We start from the raw sequence: 14,072 nt of genomic DNA, 5'->3' as shown, positions 1-14,072 counted from the left end.
CGGATGCGGGTTGAAATGTCGCCAGCCCCGGTTGGCGCACTCTATCAGCCAATCCGAGATATCTCTGTTAAGAACGAAACACAGGAACCCGTCACGTGCTCTCGTCGATGACGCAGAAATAGGTGCGCGGCAATTTTCGATAGGCCCGGTAACGATAGTACGGCCGGTAGGCGTAGCCGCGATAGAGCGCAGGCGGCTCCTCGCCGTAATAGGCGCCATGATAGAAATTGATCACTGGACCCTGCGCGCAACGGTAGGCGTCCCAAGCCGGCCCTATTGATGGCGCGGGCGGGACCGCCGGGTAAGGCCCGCCAGCTTCGGCCGAAGTTGCCGCCATCAGTGTCGCGACGACGAAAAAACCGATGCTGCGCATGCGCTCGCTCCCGAGCCGGTGTCATGCCCGGATGGAAGCACCGGACAGCTCGACCGCGCAATCCCAGAGTTCACGCAACCGGCGCCTGGCGCATTGTTGATAACCCTCGCAAACGTTGCGCGGGTGGTGACAGGGCGTGCGGACGTGTTATCGGGGGATGTACGCAGTTGCGAGACGGATCGGACACCCATGCGCATTACCCTTGTCGGCTCCCGCCATTTCGGCGTGACCACCCTGAACATGCTCCGGGAGCACAGCGTCTCGGTCGTCCGGGTCGTGGTGGCCGACGCCGACGACCGCCTCGCCGCGGCAGCCAAGGCGGCGGGCATCGAGGTGGAGGTGCAAGCCAATCCCAAGCTGGTGGTCGCCTCCGAGATCGCCCCGGACACCGATCTGATCATCACCGCACACAGCCATGCCAGGATCGGCAAGGATGCGCTCGCCGCCGCCAGGTTCGGCGGGATCGGCTATCATCCCTCGCTGCTGCCGCGCCACCGCGGCAAGGCCGCGGTGGAATGGACCATCAAGGAAGGCGACCCGATCGCCGGCGGCACGATCTACCATCTCGCCGACCGCATGGATGCCGGTGCGATCGCCGCCCAGGACTGGTGCTTCGTCAAGAAGGGTGAGACCGCACGGGAGCTTTGGGAGCGCGCGCTGGCGCCGCTCGGGCTCAAGCTGCTGGCCGACGTGATCGACTACGCCAAGGTTCACAAAGCGCTGCCCGCCAAAGCCCAGGACGAGCAGTTCGCGACCTCCGCGCCGAGCCTCTCCTAGGCCAAGCTCCCTGAGTCAGGTTTTCCCGAGTCGTCCTGACGTTTACCCTTAACGTGAGGGGCCTTTGATTCCACTTCGGAAATCGAAGCCAAAAGGGCAAATAAACCATTGTTCCCACAGGAACAATTTTCGTTTTGGCATCGCAACAAATTTCCGTCACATTTCGTCCGAATAAGCGTCAGTATCTCAGACACGTTCAAGGACGAATTCATGCGTTTTGGTCGCATTGCGGTGTTCTGTGCCGCCTCAGTTTTCGCCGGCACCCTCGCCGCCCCCGCCTTCGCCCAGAATCCCTATGACGGCAATTGGCAGGTCACCATCGTGACCAAGAGCGGTTCGTGCGAGCCGACCGCAAGCTCCATGTTGACGGTTGCCGACGGCAAGATCACAGCGCCCGGCGCTAACGTTTCCGGCACCATCGGCAGTGGGGGACTTGTGAAAGTTTCGATCAATGGTGCATATGCCAACGGTCAACTCAGCGGCAACGCCGGATCGGGGAAGTGGAATGGAGCATCTGCAGGCATACCGTGCAGCGGGCGGTGGGAAGCATCGCGCCAATAAGTCAATTGAGGCTCGCGCCCGGAACCGGCGGCTGCTGATCGCGGCCGCCGTTTTGTTTGCGGCAGGGATCGCCAATACCCAAAGCGAGGCCCAGTCCGGCCCGTTCGCCCCGCTGGCGGGCAGCTGGAGCGGCGCTGGTACGGTCACGTTGGATGACGGCTCCACCGAGCGGATCCGCTGCCGGGCCAAATACGCCCCGATCGGACCGACCATGGAGATGTCGCTGACCTGCGCCAGCGATGCCTACAAGTTCAATCTCGGCGCCAACGTGAAGGCCGAAGGCGGCGCCATTGCAGGCAGTTGGTCCGAGACCAGCCGCAACATCTCCGGTTCGCTCCAGGGGCGCGGCGCCGGCGGGAACTACGAGCTGGTGGCCTCCACCGCCGGCTTCAACGCCAACATCTCTCTGAAGACGTCCGGCAACAAGCAGAACGTCACGATGCGCGCGGACAGCCAGTTCCGCGGGGCCAGCATCTCGATGTCTAAATAAGACGCCGGGTGATGCGACGATCGATCCGGCGACCCCGCCGGGTCGAAATTTATGTGCCGGGCACGAACGCCGCGACCTCGATCTCGACCTTGGCACGCTCGTCCACGAGGCCTCCGATATAGAGCAGCGTCGAGGGCGGAAAATTGCGCCCGAGCGTTTCCTTCCAAGCCGCGCCGATGCCGGCACCTGCCGCTTCGTACTCGGCGCGGCTGGTCAGGTACCAGGTCAGGCGGACGATGTGCTCGGGGCCGGCGCCGGCCTCGCCCAGCAGCTTGACGATCCGCTTCAGTGCAGTCGCGACCTGAGCCGCCATGTCGGGCGCGTAATTGCCCGCCTCGTCGCCGCCGGTTTGGCCGGCCAGAACCACCCACCGGCCCGGCCCTTCCACCACGACGCCATGGGAAAAGCCGCGCGGTTTTTTCCACTCGGCCGGCTGCAGGATGCGCATGGGCAATCTCTCCCGATGTTCTCGTTGTTCGGCTGATGCCTTAACACGCCGCCCTGCATCGCTGCATCCGCAGATTTGGCCGTTGCAAACGGCGGCAATGTCGCCGATACCGGCCGCCCCTTCGTATTCCACCCGCCGCAAATGAGCACCACACCGTCGAAAATGATGGCTGCACTGTGGATGGCCGGTTGGCTGTCACTGATGCTGGTCATGGCTGTGGCCGGGCGCGAGACCACGCGCGAGCTGAATGTTTTTCAGATCATGGAAGTGAGGTCGCTGGCCGGCTTCGTGTTGCTCTCACCGATCATCTACCGCGCCGGCGGCTTGAAGGTGCTCAAGACGTCGCGCCTGCCGCAGCATGTCGCCCGCAATCTGGTGCACTATGTTGCGCAGCTCGCCTGGTTCTTCGCACTGACGCTGATCCCGATCGGCCAAGTGGTGGCCATCGAGTTCACCATGCCGATCTGGACGGCCCTCCTCGCGGCAAGCTTCCTGTCCGAGCGGATGACACCGTGGAAGATCGCCGCCATCGTGCTCGGCCTCGTCGGCGTCATCGTCATTGTCCGACCGGTGGCCGGGGAGATCAATCCGGGCCAGCTCATCGCGCTCGGCGCGGCCATGGGATTCGGCGTCTCGATGGCGCAGGTCAAATCGCTGACCCGCACCGAAAGCGCGCTCTCGATCCTGTTCTGGATGCTGGTGGTGCAGGCGGTCGCAGGCTTCGTTCCGACGCTTTTCGTCTGGACCTGGCCATCGCTCTATGTCTGGGCCTGGGTCGGCGTGATCGCCGTCTGCGGCACGTTCTCACATTATTGCCTCGCAAGCGCGATGCGCTACGCCGACGCGACGATCGTGGTTCCCATGGACTTCCTACGGGTTCCACTCACCGCAACCGCCGGCTGGCTGCTGTATTCTGAACGGCTCGATGCCTGGACCGTGCTCGGCGCCGCGCTGATCCTGTTTGGCAATCTCCTCAATTTGAAGCCCGCTTCGCCGGTTCCCGCCCGCGCACCGTGAACCTCGCGCCGCCCCGCGCGACAAAACCAAGTGGCCGTGTGATTTGGATCACGCTGGAGCGACACTCCATCGTGCACATTCGGCCACACAGCAGCGGGTTGCCGCAACGGACTGCCGTTTTGGTGGCGCGAAGTCGGGCACTTCGTGTAGGTTCGTTCCCAATTTGTTGCTGCCTGCAATTCGATTCTGGGGATTTCAGAATGCGCTATCTCACCTTCCTCGCTACGCTGATGTGCGTGGCACTGTCGGTCAGTGCCGCCAAGGCCGACCGCCGCGTCGCCTTCGTGGTCGGCAACGGCTCCTACAAGAACGTCGCGCAATTGCCGAACCCGCCGATCGACGCCAAGGCGATGGCTTCGACGCTGCGCAATGTCGGCTTCGAGGTGATCGAAGGCTCCAATCTCAGCCGCGACCAGATGACGGAGAAGCTGCTCGATTTCGGCCGCAAGGCGCAGGGCTCCGACATAGCGCTGTTCTACTATGCCGGTCACGGCATCGCTGTCAGCGGCACCAACTACCTGCTGCCCGTCGACGCCGACATCAAGTCGGAGATGGACGTCAAGTTGGGCGCCGCCATCAACATCGACCTGACGCTCGAGCAGACCATGGGCGATGCCAAGGTCAAGCTCGTCTTCCTCGATGCCTGCCGCGACAATCCGTTCGCCGCCAAGATCAAGTCGAATTCGGCGACCCGCAGCGTCAACGTCCAGAGCGGCCTTGCCGAGATGAAGTCCGGCGAAGGCACGCTGATCGCGTTCGCAACCGGCCCGGGCCAGACCGCGCTCGACGGCCAGGAGGGCAATAACAGCCCGTTCACGCGTGCGCTGATCGACAACATCACCAAGCCCGGCGTCGAGATCCAGCAGGCGATGACGTCGGTGCGCGCTCAGGTCAATGAGGAGACGCGCAAGGGCCAGCTGCCCTGGGGCCACACCAACCTGACCGGCTCCGTCTACCTCAATCAGGCCCCGACCACCCAGGTTGCCGCTGCGGCCCCGACCGCGACCGGCAGCGTGCCGGCGGCGACCGGAGGCTCGGACGGCGTCGAGCTGGAATATTGGCGCTCGGTCAAGGAGTCCAACAAGCCCGAGGAGCTCAACGCCTACCTCACCGCCTACCCGAACGGCCAATTCAAGGCGCTGGCGCTGGCTCGGCTTGCGGCGATCAAGAGCGGCCCCTCGACCGCGACCCGCACGCTCAACGCCGGCGTCGACCCTGCGACCTTCACCGACGAGGCCACCCAAGTCACCGAGGACCAGATCGGCCTCGACAAGAACAAGCGCCGCGACGTGCAGCGTCGGCTCACGGCGCTCGGCTTCGACATCAACCAGACCGGCACATTCAACGACGAGACCCGGTCGGTGCTCAAGCGTTGGCAGACGGCGCGCGGCTATCCCTCATCGGGTTACCTCAACAAGCTTCAGCATAAAGCTCTGCTCTCGGAAGTCGTGGCTGCCCCGGCGACGGCGAGCGACACCAGCCAGAAGGCCGCTCGCCGCGCCGCTACCGCCCCGGCTCAGAGCAGCGCGCCCGCACCGGCTCCCCAGCCACGCAGCAATCCCGGCGATGCGGCCGGCGCGGCCTTCGTCGGCGGCGTCGTCGGCGGCATGATGGGCGGCATGTTCCGCCGCTGAGACGGACGCCGATCTCAGAAGACAAAAGCCCGGCTCGCGCCGGGCTTTTTCGTTGGTATGGACGGTGTTGCAGCATATTCCGTCATTGCGAGCGCAGCGAAGCAATCCAGAATCTTTCCGCGGAACAAGTCTGGATTGCTTCGTCGCAAGAGCTCCTCGCAATGACGAGGATAGGGATGCGCGCCAAGCGGATGTCACAGTCCGCGGAGAGACGCCGCTGGTCCGACATGCCGGGTCGGAGCCTATTTCCCCGCCGCCTTGCGCAGCGCCTCGTTGATGCGGTCCTGCCAGCCGGGACCGCCCTCCTGGAAGAACTCCAACACGTCCTGGTCGATCCGCAGCGTGACCTGCTCCTTGATGCCGGGAACGGCGTTTTGCTTGGGCGGCGGCGCGGCGACCTTCGCCGTCACCTTCTTGAACGCCGCCTCGGCTTCCGTTCTGGCATCGCCAAGCGTGCGCGGCCGCCTCGGTTGATCTGCCATGTCTCAGATCCCCTCAAACAGAGCCGTTGAAAGATACCGCTCGGAGAAGGACGGCACGATGGCGAGGATGGTTTTTCCTGCAGCTTCCGGCCGCTTGCCGATCTCGAGCGCGGCGGCGATCGCGGCGCCCGAGGAGATACCGCCCGGAATGCCCTCATGCCGCGCCAGCGCGCGCGAGGTCTCGATGGCCGTGGTCGAGTTGATCTTCACGATCTCGTCGATCACGGCGCGGTCGAGGATGTCGGGGACGAAGCCGGCGCCGATGCCCTGGATCTTGTGCGGGGTATGCTGTCCTCCCGACAGAATCGGGCTCTCCTCCGGCTCGACCGCGACAACACGCAAGCCGGGCTTGCGCGGCTTGAGCACCTGGCCGACGCCGGTGATCGTGCCGCCGGTGCCGACGCCGGCCACGAAGAAGTCGATGCTGCCGCCGGTGTCGTTCCAGATCTCCTCCGCGGTGGTACGGCGGTGCACCTCGGGATTGGCGAGGTTCTTGAACTGCTGCGGCATCACCGAGTTCGGCGTCGTCCTCAAGAGCTCCTCGGCCGCCGCGATCGCTCCCTTCATGCCTTGCGCCGCCGGCGTCAGCACCAGCTCGGCGCCGAGAAAGGCCAGCATCTTGCGTCGCTCGATCGACATCGATTCCGGCATCACCAGCTTGAGCCGGTAGCCGCGCGAGGCCGCCACGAAGGCGAGCGCAATGCCGGTATTGCCGGAGGTCGGCTCGATCAGCACGGTGTCGGGCTTGACGATGCCCGCCTTCTCCATCGCGATGATCATGGCCGCACCGATGCGGTCCTTCACGCTCGCGGCAGGATTGAAATATTCAAGTTTTGCCAAAATAGTCGCGTTCACGCCGTGCATGCCGGGCAGCCGGCGCAAGCGCACGATCGGCGTGTTGCCGAAGGCATCGACGATCGAGTCGTAGATCCGGCCACGGCCGGGTTGGTGCGCTGCACCCGTGTTGGACGATGCGTCCATGATGAACTCCCTGAGGCGACGATCTGCACGTCTGTCGCGGCCTTGCGCAGTTACGGACAGCTTGCGGCGACACGCAAGCGGCAATGCAGCACATGTTAAATACGCTGCATCGCAAAATCACGTGAGCTCTAATTAGCAGAAAACCAACGCATTTGTGTTGCGACCTCGTCAACTGATTCTGCTTATGTTAGACTTAGGTCTTAAAACAGGGAGGTCAGCACGATGTCAGCAGTTGCTGAAGTGATGTCGACCGTAACGCTAAGGCGTGATCCGCGTTGCAGTGAGTTGCCGACCTGTCCCGTCTGCGCCGACTCCATGGTCGCCGCTGAAGCATCTGCCTACGTCTCGGACCACATGATCAGCTATCTCTGGACTTGCGACAATTGCGGCTACGGCTTCGTGACCAAGCATGCCGTGAAGCGGCGGATCGTGTGCAACTGAGTTTGGACCGTTGATCTAGCGCGGGGCGATATCGCCCCTCGCCCAGTCCGTGCGCGTGCGCTGATAGAACTCCTCGAAATTTCCGCGTGCGATCGCGTCCCTGATGCCCTGCATCAGGAACTGGTAGTATGCGACATTGATCTCGGACAGCAGCATCGCCCCCAGCGTCTCGCCCGCCTTGACGAGATGATGGAGATAGGCGCGCGCGCAGTTGCGCGTCGACGGCCATGAGCTCTCTTCATCGAGCGGGCGCGGATCGTCGGCATGGCGCGCATTGCGCAAATTCACCTGGCCGTAGCGCGTGAACGCGACGCCGTGCCGGCCATTGCGCGTCGGCATCACGCAATCGAACATGTCGATGCCGCGCTTCACCGCTTCGAGGATGTCGTCGGGCGTGCCGACGCCCATCAGATAGCGCGGCCGCTCCTTCGGCAGCAGCGGCGCGGTCTCGTCGATCATCGCCAGCATCACCGCCTGCGGCTCGCCGACGGCAAGCCCGCCGATCGCATAGCCATGGAAGCCAATCCCGACCAGGCCTCTCGCGCTCGCATGACGAAGCTCGGGCACGTCGCCGCCCTGCACGATGCCGAACAGCATGTAGCCGTCCGGGGCGGTCTCGAAGGCGCGCTTGCTTCTCTCGGCCCAGCGCAGCGACAATTGCATCGCGCGCTCGATATCGGCGCGCTCGGCGGGCAGCCGCACGCATTCATCCATCTGCATGGCGATGTCGGAGCCGAGCAAACGCTGCACCTCGATCGAGCGCTCCGGCGACAGCTCGACCTTGGCGCCATCGATATGCGAGCGGAAGGTGACGGCGTGCTCGCTGACCTTGCGCAAATCCGCCAGCGACATCACCTGGAAGCCGCCGGAATCCGTCAGCATCGGTCCGTTCCAACCGGTGAACTTCTGCAGGCCCCCGAGCGCCGCGATCCGCTCGGCGCTCGGACGCAGCATCAGATGATAGGTGTTGCCGAGCACGATGTCGGCGCCGGCATCGCGCACCTCGCGCCAGTGCATGCCCTTCATGGCACCGGCGGTGCCGACCGGCATGAAGGCCGGGGTGCGCACCACGCCATGCGGAGTAGTCAGCCGCCCGGTGCGTGCGGCCCCGTCGGTGGCGAGCAACTCAAAGTGATTGGGAAGGTCATTGTCGGGATTCATGGCGGTGCTTATTGCGTGTCGGAGGAAGCCGATCAACCCGCCAAGCGGCGCTAAAGCACGGTTGGTGCTTCAGACTGGGACACCGTCCAACGCACGGACCGTGTTCCGCATACTTGTCAAACAAAACGATACAGTGTAGTTTTGTCCTTGGGGGCTGGACGAGATGCCGCGGCGTAACTTGCCGGCGGCGGTAGATGCGTGATCGCCAGCCACCGACAATGCCGTACCCTTCGTGTTCGACCGACGCATCCGCCTCCTCGCGCGACCGGATCAGGCAGATTGGCCTCGGCCTGATCGGATTGGTGGTCCTGAGCTGCAGCCTGGCGCTCGGCGCCTGCACCTCCCTGCCCCGCACGCCCTACACGGCCGCTCAGGCCAGGGTCTCGCGCGTGCTGGATATCGACGGGCTCAGGCGCTACGCCGACGAGCCGGTTACCAGGTTCAGCTTCGAGAAGGACTACAGCACCGCGACGAGAACCTATCTCGCCCTCTCCGGCGGCGGCGCTGACGGCGCCTATGGCGTCGGCGTGCTCAACGGCTGGACCGCAGCGAGAACCCGCCCCACCTTCTCGGTCGTCTCGGGCGTCAGCACCGGCGGCCTGATCGCGCCGTTTGCGTTTCTCGGACCGCAATATGACGACACGCTGAAGGAGGTCTACACCAGCGGCATCGCAGAGAGCCTCCTGAACGATCCCAGCATCGTGCGCGTGCTGTTCGGATCCGGCCTGTTCGGCAACACCAGGCTGCGCGAGCTCGTCGCGCGCTACGTGGGGCCCGAGATCATGGCGCAGGTCGCGCGCGAGCACGCCAAAGGCCGCAAGCTGCTCGTGGTGACGACCGACCTCGATACGCAGCGCACCGCGATCTGGGACATGGGCAAGATCGCCGCGGTCGGAACGCCCGAGGCGCTCAAGCTGTTTCGCGACGTGATGGCGGCCTCCGCCAGCATTCCCCTGGTGTTTCCGCCCATCATGATCGATGCCGAAGGCCAGGGCCGCAAGTTTCAGGAGATGCATGTCGACGGCGGCGTGACGGCGCCGGTGCTGACCCTGCCGGAAGCTCTGCTGTTCCAGAGCGGCCGCCTGCCGGGCAATGCGAAGATGGACATCTACATCCTCGTCAACAAGAAGATCGAACGCAATTTCGAGCTGGTGTCCAACGGCACCATCGACGTCGCCTCACGCAGCCTGTCGGCGATCACCCAATCGCAGACCCGCTCGATCATCTTCTCGACCTACGATTTCGCCAAGCGCAACCGCCTCGGCTTCCATCTCTCCTATATCGCGCGCGACTATCCCGCCCCGCCGTCGGAAGGGTTCGATACCGCCTATATGCGGGCGCTGTATCAGTACGGATACGAGAAGGCTGCAACCGGCCAGGCCTGGACCTCGACGCTGCCGTAGGCCGGCACGAAGGAACGAGGCCCTATCGAGACCGTTGACGATACGGCCATTTCGGCCAGATTCGCGATGACGCCCCGGTTGCTGCGCGTTATAGAGCAAAGACGACCGTCAGAAACGCGCAGGAATCATTGGGCATGGGATTGACTGCGACTAAGGCAAGACCGGCAGCGCCACGGCGCGAGGTGCCGAAATCGCGCGGCGGCCGGCCGACCAAGACCGCCGCGATCGAGCGCGATCAGCGGCTGATCGAGGTCGCCACCCGCCTGTTCCTGGACCGCGGCTTCGATGCGACCTCGCTCGATGCGGTCGCGGAAGCGGCGCGGGTCAGCAAGCCCACCGTCTATTCCCGCTATGGCGACAAGCGCGGCCTGTTCGCCGCCGTGCTGAGGCGCGAGATCGAGCGCTGGCTTGCGCCGCTGTCGGCAGCGGCGGAGACGCAGCTCTCCAGCGCCTCGAACATTCCGGTCGAGCAGCGGCTGGTCGAGATCGGGCGCGAGATGCTGACCTTCACCTGCGGCCCCGATGCCGTCGCCTTCAGCCGCATGATGACGGCGCAGGCCATCAACTTTCCCGACGTCGCCAAGCTCGGCAAGGAGGAAGGCTGGCTCAAGGCCGTCGCCACCACGGCGCGCTTCTTCGACCATCTGGTGGCGCAAGGCGCGCTCGATGTCGAGGACACCACCATCGCAGCCGAGGTGTTCCTCGACGTCGTCGTCGGCCACACCCACCGCATGGCGACGTTCGGAACGGCGCTCGAGATGAAGTCCGCCGAGAAGCGCATGCGCGCGGCGATCAAGCTGTTCCTGGCGGGCGCGCTGGGACCTGCCGACCGCGTCCAGGGCGGCCCGAAACTCACGCCGCGGCGCCGCTCCGCCCGCTGACAATTCCGTGAGCTTGCGGACTTTCCCCGAGGCGGATGGCGTGGCGTCATTGACCGAAACAAAACGATACGGTATGGTTTAATTATAAGTCGGTACGGGCCGCTTTTTCACCAGCCCCAAAGAGGTCCGGACCGCTTCGATCGCCATTGCGGGTACAGTACAGCCTGCCGCGGCGCTCGGCGGCCGGCCGATGCCCAAGGCCGGCCGCGAATTCTTTACGATCATCCGGCACACTCGCTGGCCGAGGGTTTCGAGCATGACCACTGCCAAACGATGGACCTCGTACCTGCTTGCGGTCGCAATGCCCGCGCTGCTCTTCGCCGCGCCGGTACAGGCCGTCGTGACCGCGAGCACGCCGACCGCGCTTCACAGCGACACAGATGGTGATGCCGAAGCGGACCGCCAGGCAGTCAGCCGCGAAATAGAGCGATTCCGCGGCTCGTCGATCACGATCAGCCAGGCCATGGCGATTGCCGAAGCCCGCCATGCCGGCGCCACCACCGCCGATGTGAGCTTCGACGGCGGCTCGGGCGTGCCGGTCTACCGGGTAAAGACCCTGCACAACGACCGGATCTGGCGCCACACCATCAATGCCGCGACGGGCGAATTCGTCGGCGGGGAAGCCGCCCTCCCCCTTACCGAGCTCGACCGCGAGGACCGCAGCAACCTCGCAGCGCTAGGTGCGATCAGGCACCGCCTCTCCGATGCCGTGCGCGTCGCCGAGCGCGCCGCTGCGGGCAAGGCGATCAGCGGCGGGCTGGTCCGCGAACGCGGCCGGCTGAACTTCTCGATCGTCGTCGTCAGCGGCGACGATCTCAAGGAGGTCACCCTGGAGCCGCCGGGAGCCAAGGCGAAATAGCGGGTGCTAAATAGCGGGTGCCGAATAGCGGCACGCCGCCCGCGGCATCGATCGGGCCGAAAAGCCATTGACGGGGGCAAGACTCTCCCGCATAAGTCGCCGCCATGTTCACGACCACCAAACGCACGACCAAAACCACCACGGCCGAAGGGGCCCGGGGAGGCGTGCGCGCGTAGGTCGTCGACTTAAACGCATCAGCTCTACGGCAAGCCCCGCCCTCGATGGTCCGGGGCTTTTTTGTTGTCTAAAACGCAATGGAGGACAAAGTGAGTAACGATCCCGTCGTCGCGATTGTCGGCGTCACCGGTGCGGTGGGCGCCGAATTCATCGCCACCATGGACAAGCGTGGTTTCCGCGTCGGCAAGCTCAAGGCACTGGCGAGCGCACGCTCGGCCGGCAAGACGGTGTCGTTCCGCGGGCACAGTGTGGTCATCGAGGAGTTGACCGAGCGTTCTTTCGACGGCGTCGACATCGCGCTGTTCTCCGCCGGCGGCAGCATCTCCAGGAAGTATGCGCCGATCGCGGTCAAGGCCGGTGCCGTCGTGGTCGACAACTCCTCCGCCTTCCGCATGGACCCCAACGTGCCGCTGGTGATCCCCGAGATCAACGCCAGCCGCATCCGTGACCACAAGGGCATCATTGCCAACCCGAACTGCGCCGCGATCACCGCCCTGGTGCCGCTCTGGCCGATCCACCAGAAGAACCGCATCAAGCGCGTGATCATCTCGACGTATCAGGCGGCTAGCGGCGCCGGCGCCGCGGCGATGGAGGAGCTCGTCGAATCCACCCGCGCCAATCTCAACGGGCAGGTCTATACGCCCAAGGTGATGCCGCACCCCTACGCCTTCAACCTGTTCAACCACAACACCGCCATCGACCCCGAGACCGGCTACAACGACGAAGAGACCAAGGTCATCAAGGAGACCCGCAAGATCTTCGAGGACGAGAGCATCGCCGTCGGCGTCACCTGCGTGCGCGTGCCGGTGCTGCGCGCCCATTGCGAAGCCATCACCTTCGAATGCGAGAAGCCGATCACCGAGGACCAGGTCCGTGCCATCATGGCGCAGGCCCCCGGCGTCAAGGTAGTCGACGACCGCGCCAAGAACTACTTCCCGATGCCGATCGACGCTTCGGGCCAGGACGACGTGCTGGTGGGTCGCATCCGCAAGGATCTCAGCGACGCTAGCGGCCATTCGATCTCGATGTTCGTGGCGGCGGATCAGCTGCTCAAGGGCGCCGCGCTCAATGCCGTGCAGATCGCGGAGCTCTTGCCGCAGCGGGTGATGGCGTAACCGAAGGTGCGTAGGGTGGATTAGCCGAAGGCGTAATCCACCTCTTGTGCTTGCGCGGAAGAGCAGTGGTGGGTTACGCCTTGCGGCTAACCCACCCTACCGCTCTGCCCTGAACAGCAAACACGCATCGCCATACGAATAGAACCGGTACCCGCTCCCGATTGCGTGCGCATAGGCCTGCTTCATCGTCTCCAGCCCCGAAAACGCCGACACCAGCATGAACAGCGTCGACTTCGGCAGATGGAAATTCGTCATCAGGACATCGACCGCGCGGAAGCGATAGCCGGGCGTGATGAAGATCGACGTCTCGGCGGCGAATGGCTGGATCGTGCCGTCCTCGCTCGCGGCGCTTTCCAGCAGCCGCAATGACGTGGTGCCGACCGCAACGATGCGGCCGCCGCTCTTCCGCGCAGCGTTGAGGCGCTCCGCCGTCTCGGCCGAGATCGTGCCCCATTCGGCATGCATCTTGTGGGCTTCGGTGTCGTCGACCTTCACCGGCAGGAACGTCCCCGCCCCGACATGCAGCGTCACGCGGTTGATGCCGACGTCGCGGTCGCGCAGCGCTTGCTCAAGCGCCGGCGTGAAATGCAACCCCGCGGTGGGAGCCGCAACAGCGCCTTCATTGGCCGCGAACATGGTCTGGTAATCCGCGAGATCCTGATCGTCGGGCGTGCGCTTGGAGGCGATGTAGGGCGGCAGCGGCGGGCTGCCGAGATCGGTGATGGCCTGGTCCAGCGCCGGACCGTGGAACGAGAACGACAGCGTCACCTCGCCCTCGGTGCCCTTGGCCTCCACCTCTGCGTCGAGATGGCCGAGCAGGCAGACCTTACCCTCGTTGCCGAAGCGGATGCGATCGCCGGGGACGAGCTTCTTCGCCGGCTTAACCAGCGCCTGCCAGCGCGAGCCGTCGAGCCGCTTGATCAGCGTCGCCTCGATCTTCGGCTCGGTCTCGCGGCCAATGCGGCGGCCCTTCAATTGCGCCGCAATCACCTTGGTGTCGTTGACGACGAGCTGGTCGCCGGGCCTCAGCCATTGCGGCAGGTCGGCGATGGTCTGATCGCGCAGCGCGCCGTTCTCGACGACCAGCATCTTCGCGGAATCGCGCGGGCTCGCCGGGCGCAAGGCGATACGCTCGGCGGGCAGGTCGAAATCGAAGAGATCGGTGCGCATGAGCGAGCTTGGTCGGTGTCATGCCCCGCGAAGGCGGGGCATCCAGTAACCGCCAGTGGTAGTTACGACAACGATCGTGAGTACTGGATCGCCCGCCTGCGC

General features: G+C 64.7%; 16 protein-coding genes. 10 read left to right on the top strand and 6 right to left on the bottom strand.

Annotated elements, in window-relative coordinates; genetic code table 11:
* Positions 1 to 91 precede the first annotated feature (91 nt).
* The gene (locus ACNJYA_RS19000; RefSeq protein WP_439367381.1) at positions 92 to 373 is read right to left on the bottom strand and encodes a hypothetical protein; all 282 of its coding nucleotides are present in this window, start codon (positions 371 to 373) and stop codon (positions 92 to 94) included.
* A 189-nt stretch (positions 374 to 562) separates the two neighbouring features.
* Here ACNJYA_RS19000 and ACNJYA_RS18995 point away from each other — a divergent pair, with 189 nt between their 5' ends.
* The 3 genes from ACNJYA_RS18995 to ACNJYA_RS18985 all read left to right on the top strand — a co-directional run bounded on the left by ACNJYA_RS18995 (position 563) and on the right by ACNJYA_RS18985 (position 2,201).
* Positions 563 to 1,150, top strand: coding sequence for a formyltransferase family protein (locus tag ACNJYA_RS18995; protein WP_172783727.1), 588 nt, complete (start codon positions 563 to 565; stop codon positions 1,148 to 1,150).
* Positions 1,151 to 1,360: 210 nt separating this feature from the next.
* A complete protein-coding gene (locus ACNJYA_RS18990; RefSeq protein WP_172783726.1) occupies positions 1,361 to 1,711 on the top strand; it encodes a hypothetical protein in 351 nt (116 codons plus the stop codon).
* Positions 1,656 to 2,201, top strand: a complete 546-nt coding sequence (locus ACNJYA_RS18985; protein WP_439367380.1) for a hypothetical protein — start codon at positions 1,656 to 1,658, stop codon at positions 2,199 to 2,201. Before ACNJYA_RS18990 ends, ACNJYA_RS18985 begins: the two co-directional genes overlap by 56 nt.
* A gap of 49 nt (positions 2,202 to 2,250) precedes the next feature.
* Here ACNJYA_RS18985 and ACNJYA_RS18980 read toward each other — a convergent pair whose 3' ends face one another.
* Entirely contained in the window at positions 2,251 to 2,649 is a 399-nt protein-coding gene (locus ACNJYA_RS18980) for a RidA family protein (RefSeq protein WP_439367379.1), read from the bottom strand.
* A gap of 141 nt (positions 2,650 to 2,790) precedes the next feature.
* On the opposite strand from ACNJYA_RS18980, the gene ACNJYA_RS18975 reads away from it, so the two are divergent.
* Both ACNJYA_RS18975 and ACNJYA_RS18970 read left to right on the top strand, forming a co-directional pair.
* Positions 2,791 to 3,666, top strand: coding sequence for a DMT family transporter (locus tag ACNJYA_RS18975; RefSeq protein ID WP_439367490.1), 876 nt, complete (start codon positions 2,791 to 2,793; stop codon positions 3,664 to 3,666).
* 200 nt (positions 3,667 to 3,866) lie between these two features.
* The gene (locus ACNJYA_RS18970) at positions 3,867 to 5,300 is read left to right on the top strand and encodes a caspase family protein (RefSeq protein ID WP_439403377.1); all 1,434 of its coding nucleotides are present in this window, start codon (positions 3,867 to 3,869) and stop codon (positions 5,298 to 5,300) included.
* A gap of 242 nt (positions 5,301 to 5,542) precedes the next feature.
* Here ACNJYA_RS18970 and ACNJYA_RS18965 read toward each other — a convergent pair whose 3' ends face one another.
* Both ACNJYA_RS18965 and cysK read right to left on the bottom strand, forming a co-directional pair.
* Positions 5,543 to 5,782, bottom strand: coding sequence for a BrnA antitoxin family protein (locus tag ACNJYA_RS18965; protein WP_172783722.1), 240 nt, complete (start codon positions 5,780 to 5,782; stop codon positions 5,543 to 5,545).
* Between the two features lie 3 nt (positions 5,783 to 5,785).
* Entirely contained in the window at positions 5,786 to 6,763 is a 978-nt protein-coding gene (gene cysK, locus ACNJYA_RS18960; protein WP_172783721.1) for a cysteine synthase A, read from the bottom strand.
* 222 nt (positions 6,764 to 6,985) lie between these two features.
* Here cysK and ACNJYA_RS18955 point away from each other — a divergent pair, with 222 nt between their 5' ends.
* A complete protein-coding gene (locus ACNJYA_RS18955; protein ID WP_172783720.1) occupies positions 6,986 to 7,204 on the top strand; it encodes a hypothetical protein in 219 nt (72 codons plus the stop codon).
* 15 nt (positions 7,205 to 7,219) lie between these two features.
* On the opposite strand, the gene tgt is transcribed toward ACNJYA_RS18955, so the two are convergent.
* Positions 7,220 to 8,365, bottom strand: coding sequence for a tRNA guanosine(34) transglycosylase Tgt (gene tgt, locus ACNJYA_RS18950; protein ID WP_439367377.1), 1,146 nt, complete (start codon positions 8,363 to 8,365; stop codon positions 7,220 to 7,222).
* A gap of 194 nt (positions 8,366 to 8,559) precedes the next feature.
* On the opposite strand from tgt, the gene ACNJYA_RS18945 reads away from it, so the two are divergent.
* The 4 genes from ACNJYA_RS18945 to ACNJYA_RS18930 all read left to right on the top strand — a co-directional run bounded on the left by ACNJYA_RS18945 (position 8,560) and on the right by ACNJYA_RS18930 (position 12,800).
* Positions 8,560 to 9,768 (top strand): patatin-like phospholipase family protein, encoded by a 1,209-nt coding sequence (locus ACNJYA_RS18945; protein ID WP_439367376.1) that lies wholly within the window; start codon positions 8,560 to 8,562, stop codon positions 9,766 to 9,768.
* A gap of 134 nt (positions 9,769 to 9,902) precedes the next feature.
* Positions 9,903 to 10,649: a TetR/AcrR family transcriptional regulator gene (locus ACNJYA_RS18940; protein WP_172783717.1), complete on the top strand. Its 747-nt coding sequence runs from the start codon at positions 9,903 to 9,905 to the stop codon at positions 10,647 to 10,649.
* Between the two features lie 256 nt (positions 10,650 to 10,905).
* A complete protein-coding gene (locus ACNJYA_RS18935) occupies positions 10,906 to 11,508 on the top strand; it encodes a PepSY domain-containing protein (RefSeq protein ID WP_172783824.1) in 603 nt (200 codons plus the stop codon).
* A gap of 254 nt (positions 11,509 to 11,762) precedes the next feature.
* Entirely contained in the window at positions 11,763 to 12,800 is a 1,038-nt protein-coding gene (locus ACNJYA_RS18930) for an aspartate-semialdehyde dehydrogenase (protein WP_439367375.1), read from the top strand.
* 96 nt (positions 12,801 to 12,896) lie between these two features.
* On the opposite strand, the gene queA is transcribed toward ACNJYA_RS18930, so the two are convergent.
* Positions 12,897 to 13,970 (bottom strand): tRNA preQ1(34) S-adenosylmethionine ribosyltransferase-isomerase QueA, encoded by a 1,074-nt coding sequence (queA, locus tag ACNJYA_RS18925; RefSeq protein ID WP_439403376.1) that lies wholly within the window; start codon positions 13,968 to 13,970, stop codon positions 12,897 to 12,899.
* Positions 13,971 to 14,072: the final 102 nt, after the last annotated feature.

The sequence above is a fragment of the Bradyrhizobium sp. BLXBL-01 genome (assembly GCF_051853025.1).
GTDB lineage: Bacteria > Pseudomonadota > Alphaproteobacteria > Rhizobiales > Xanthobacteraceae > Bradyrhizobium.
Note: the sequence above shows the minus strand (reverse complement) of the source record. Positions and strands in the feature narration are given on the sequence as shown.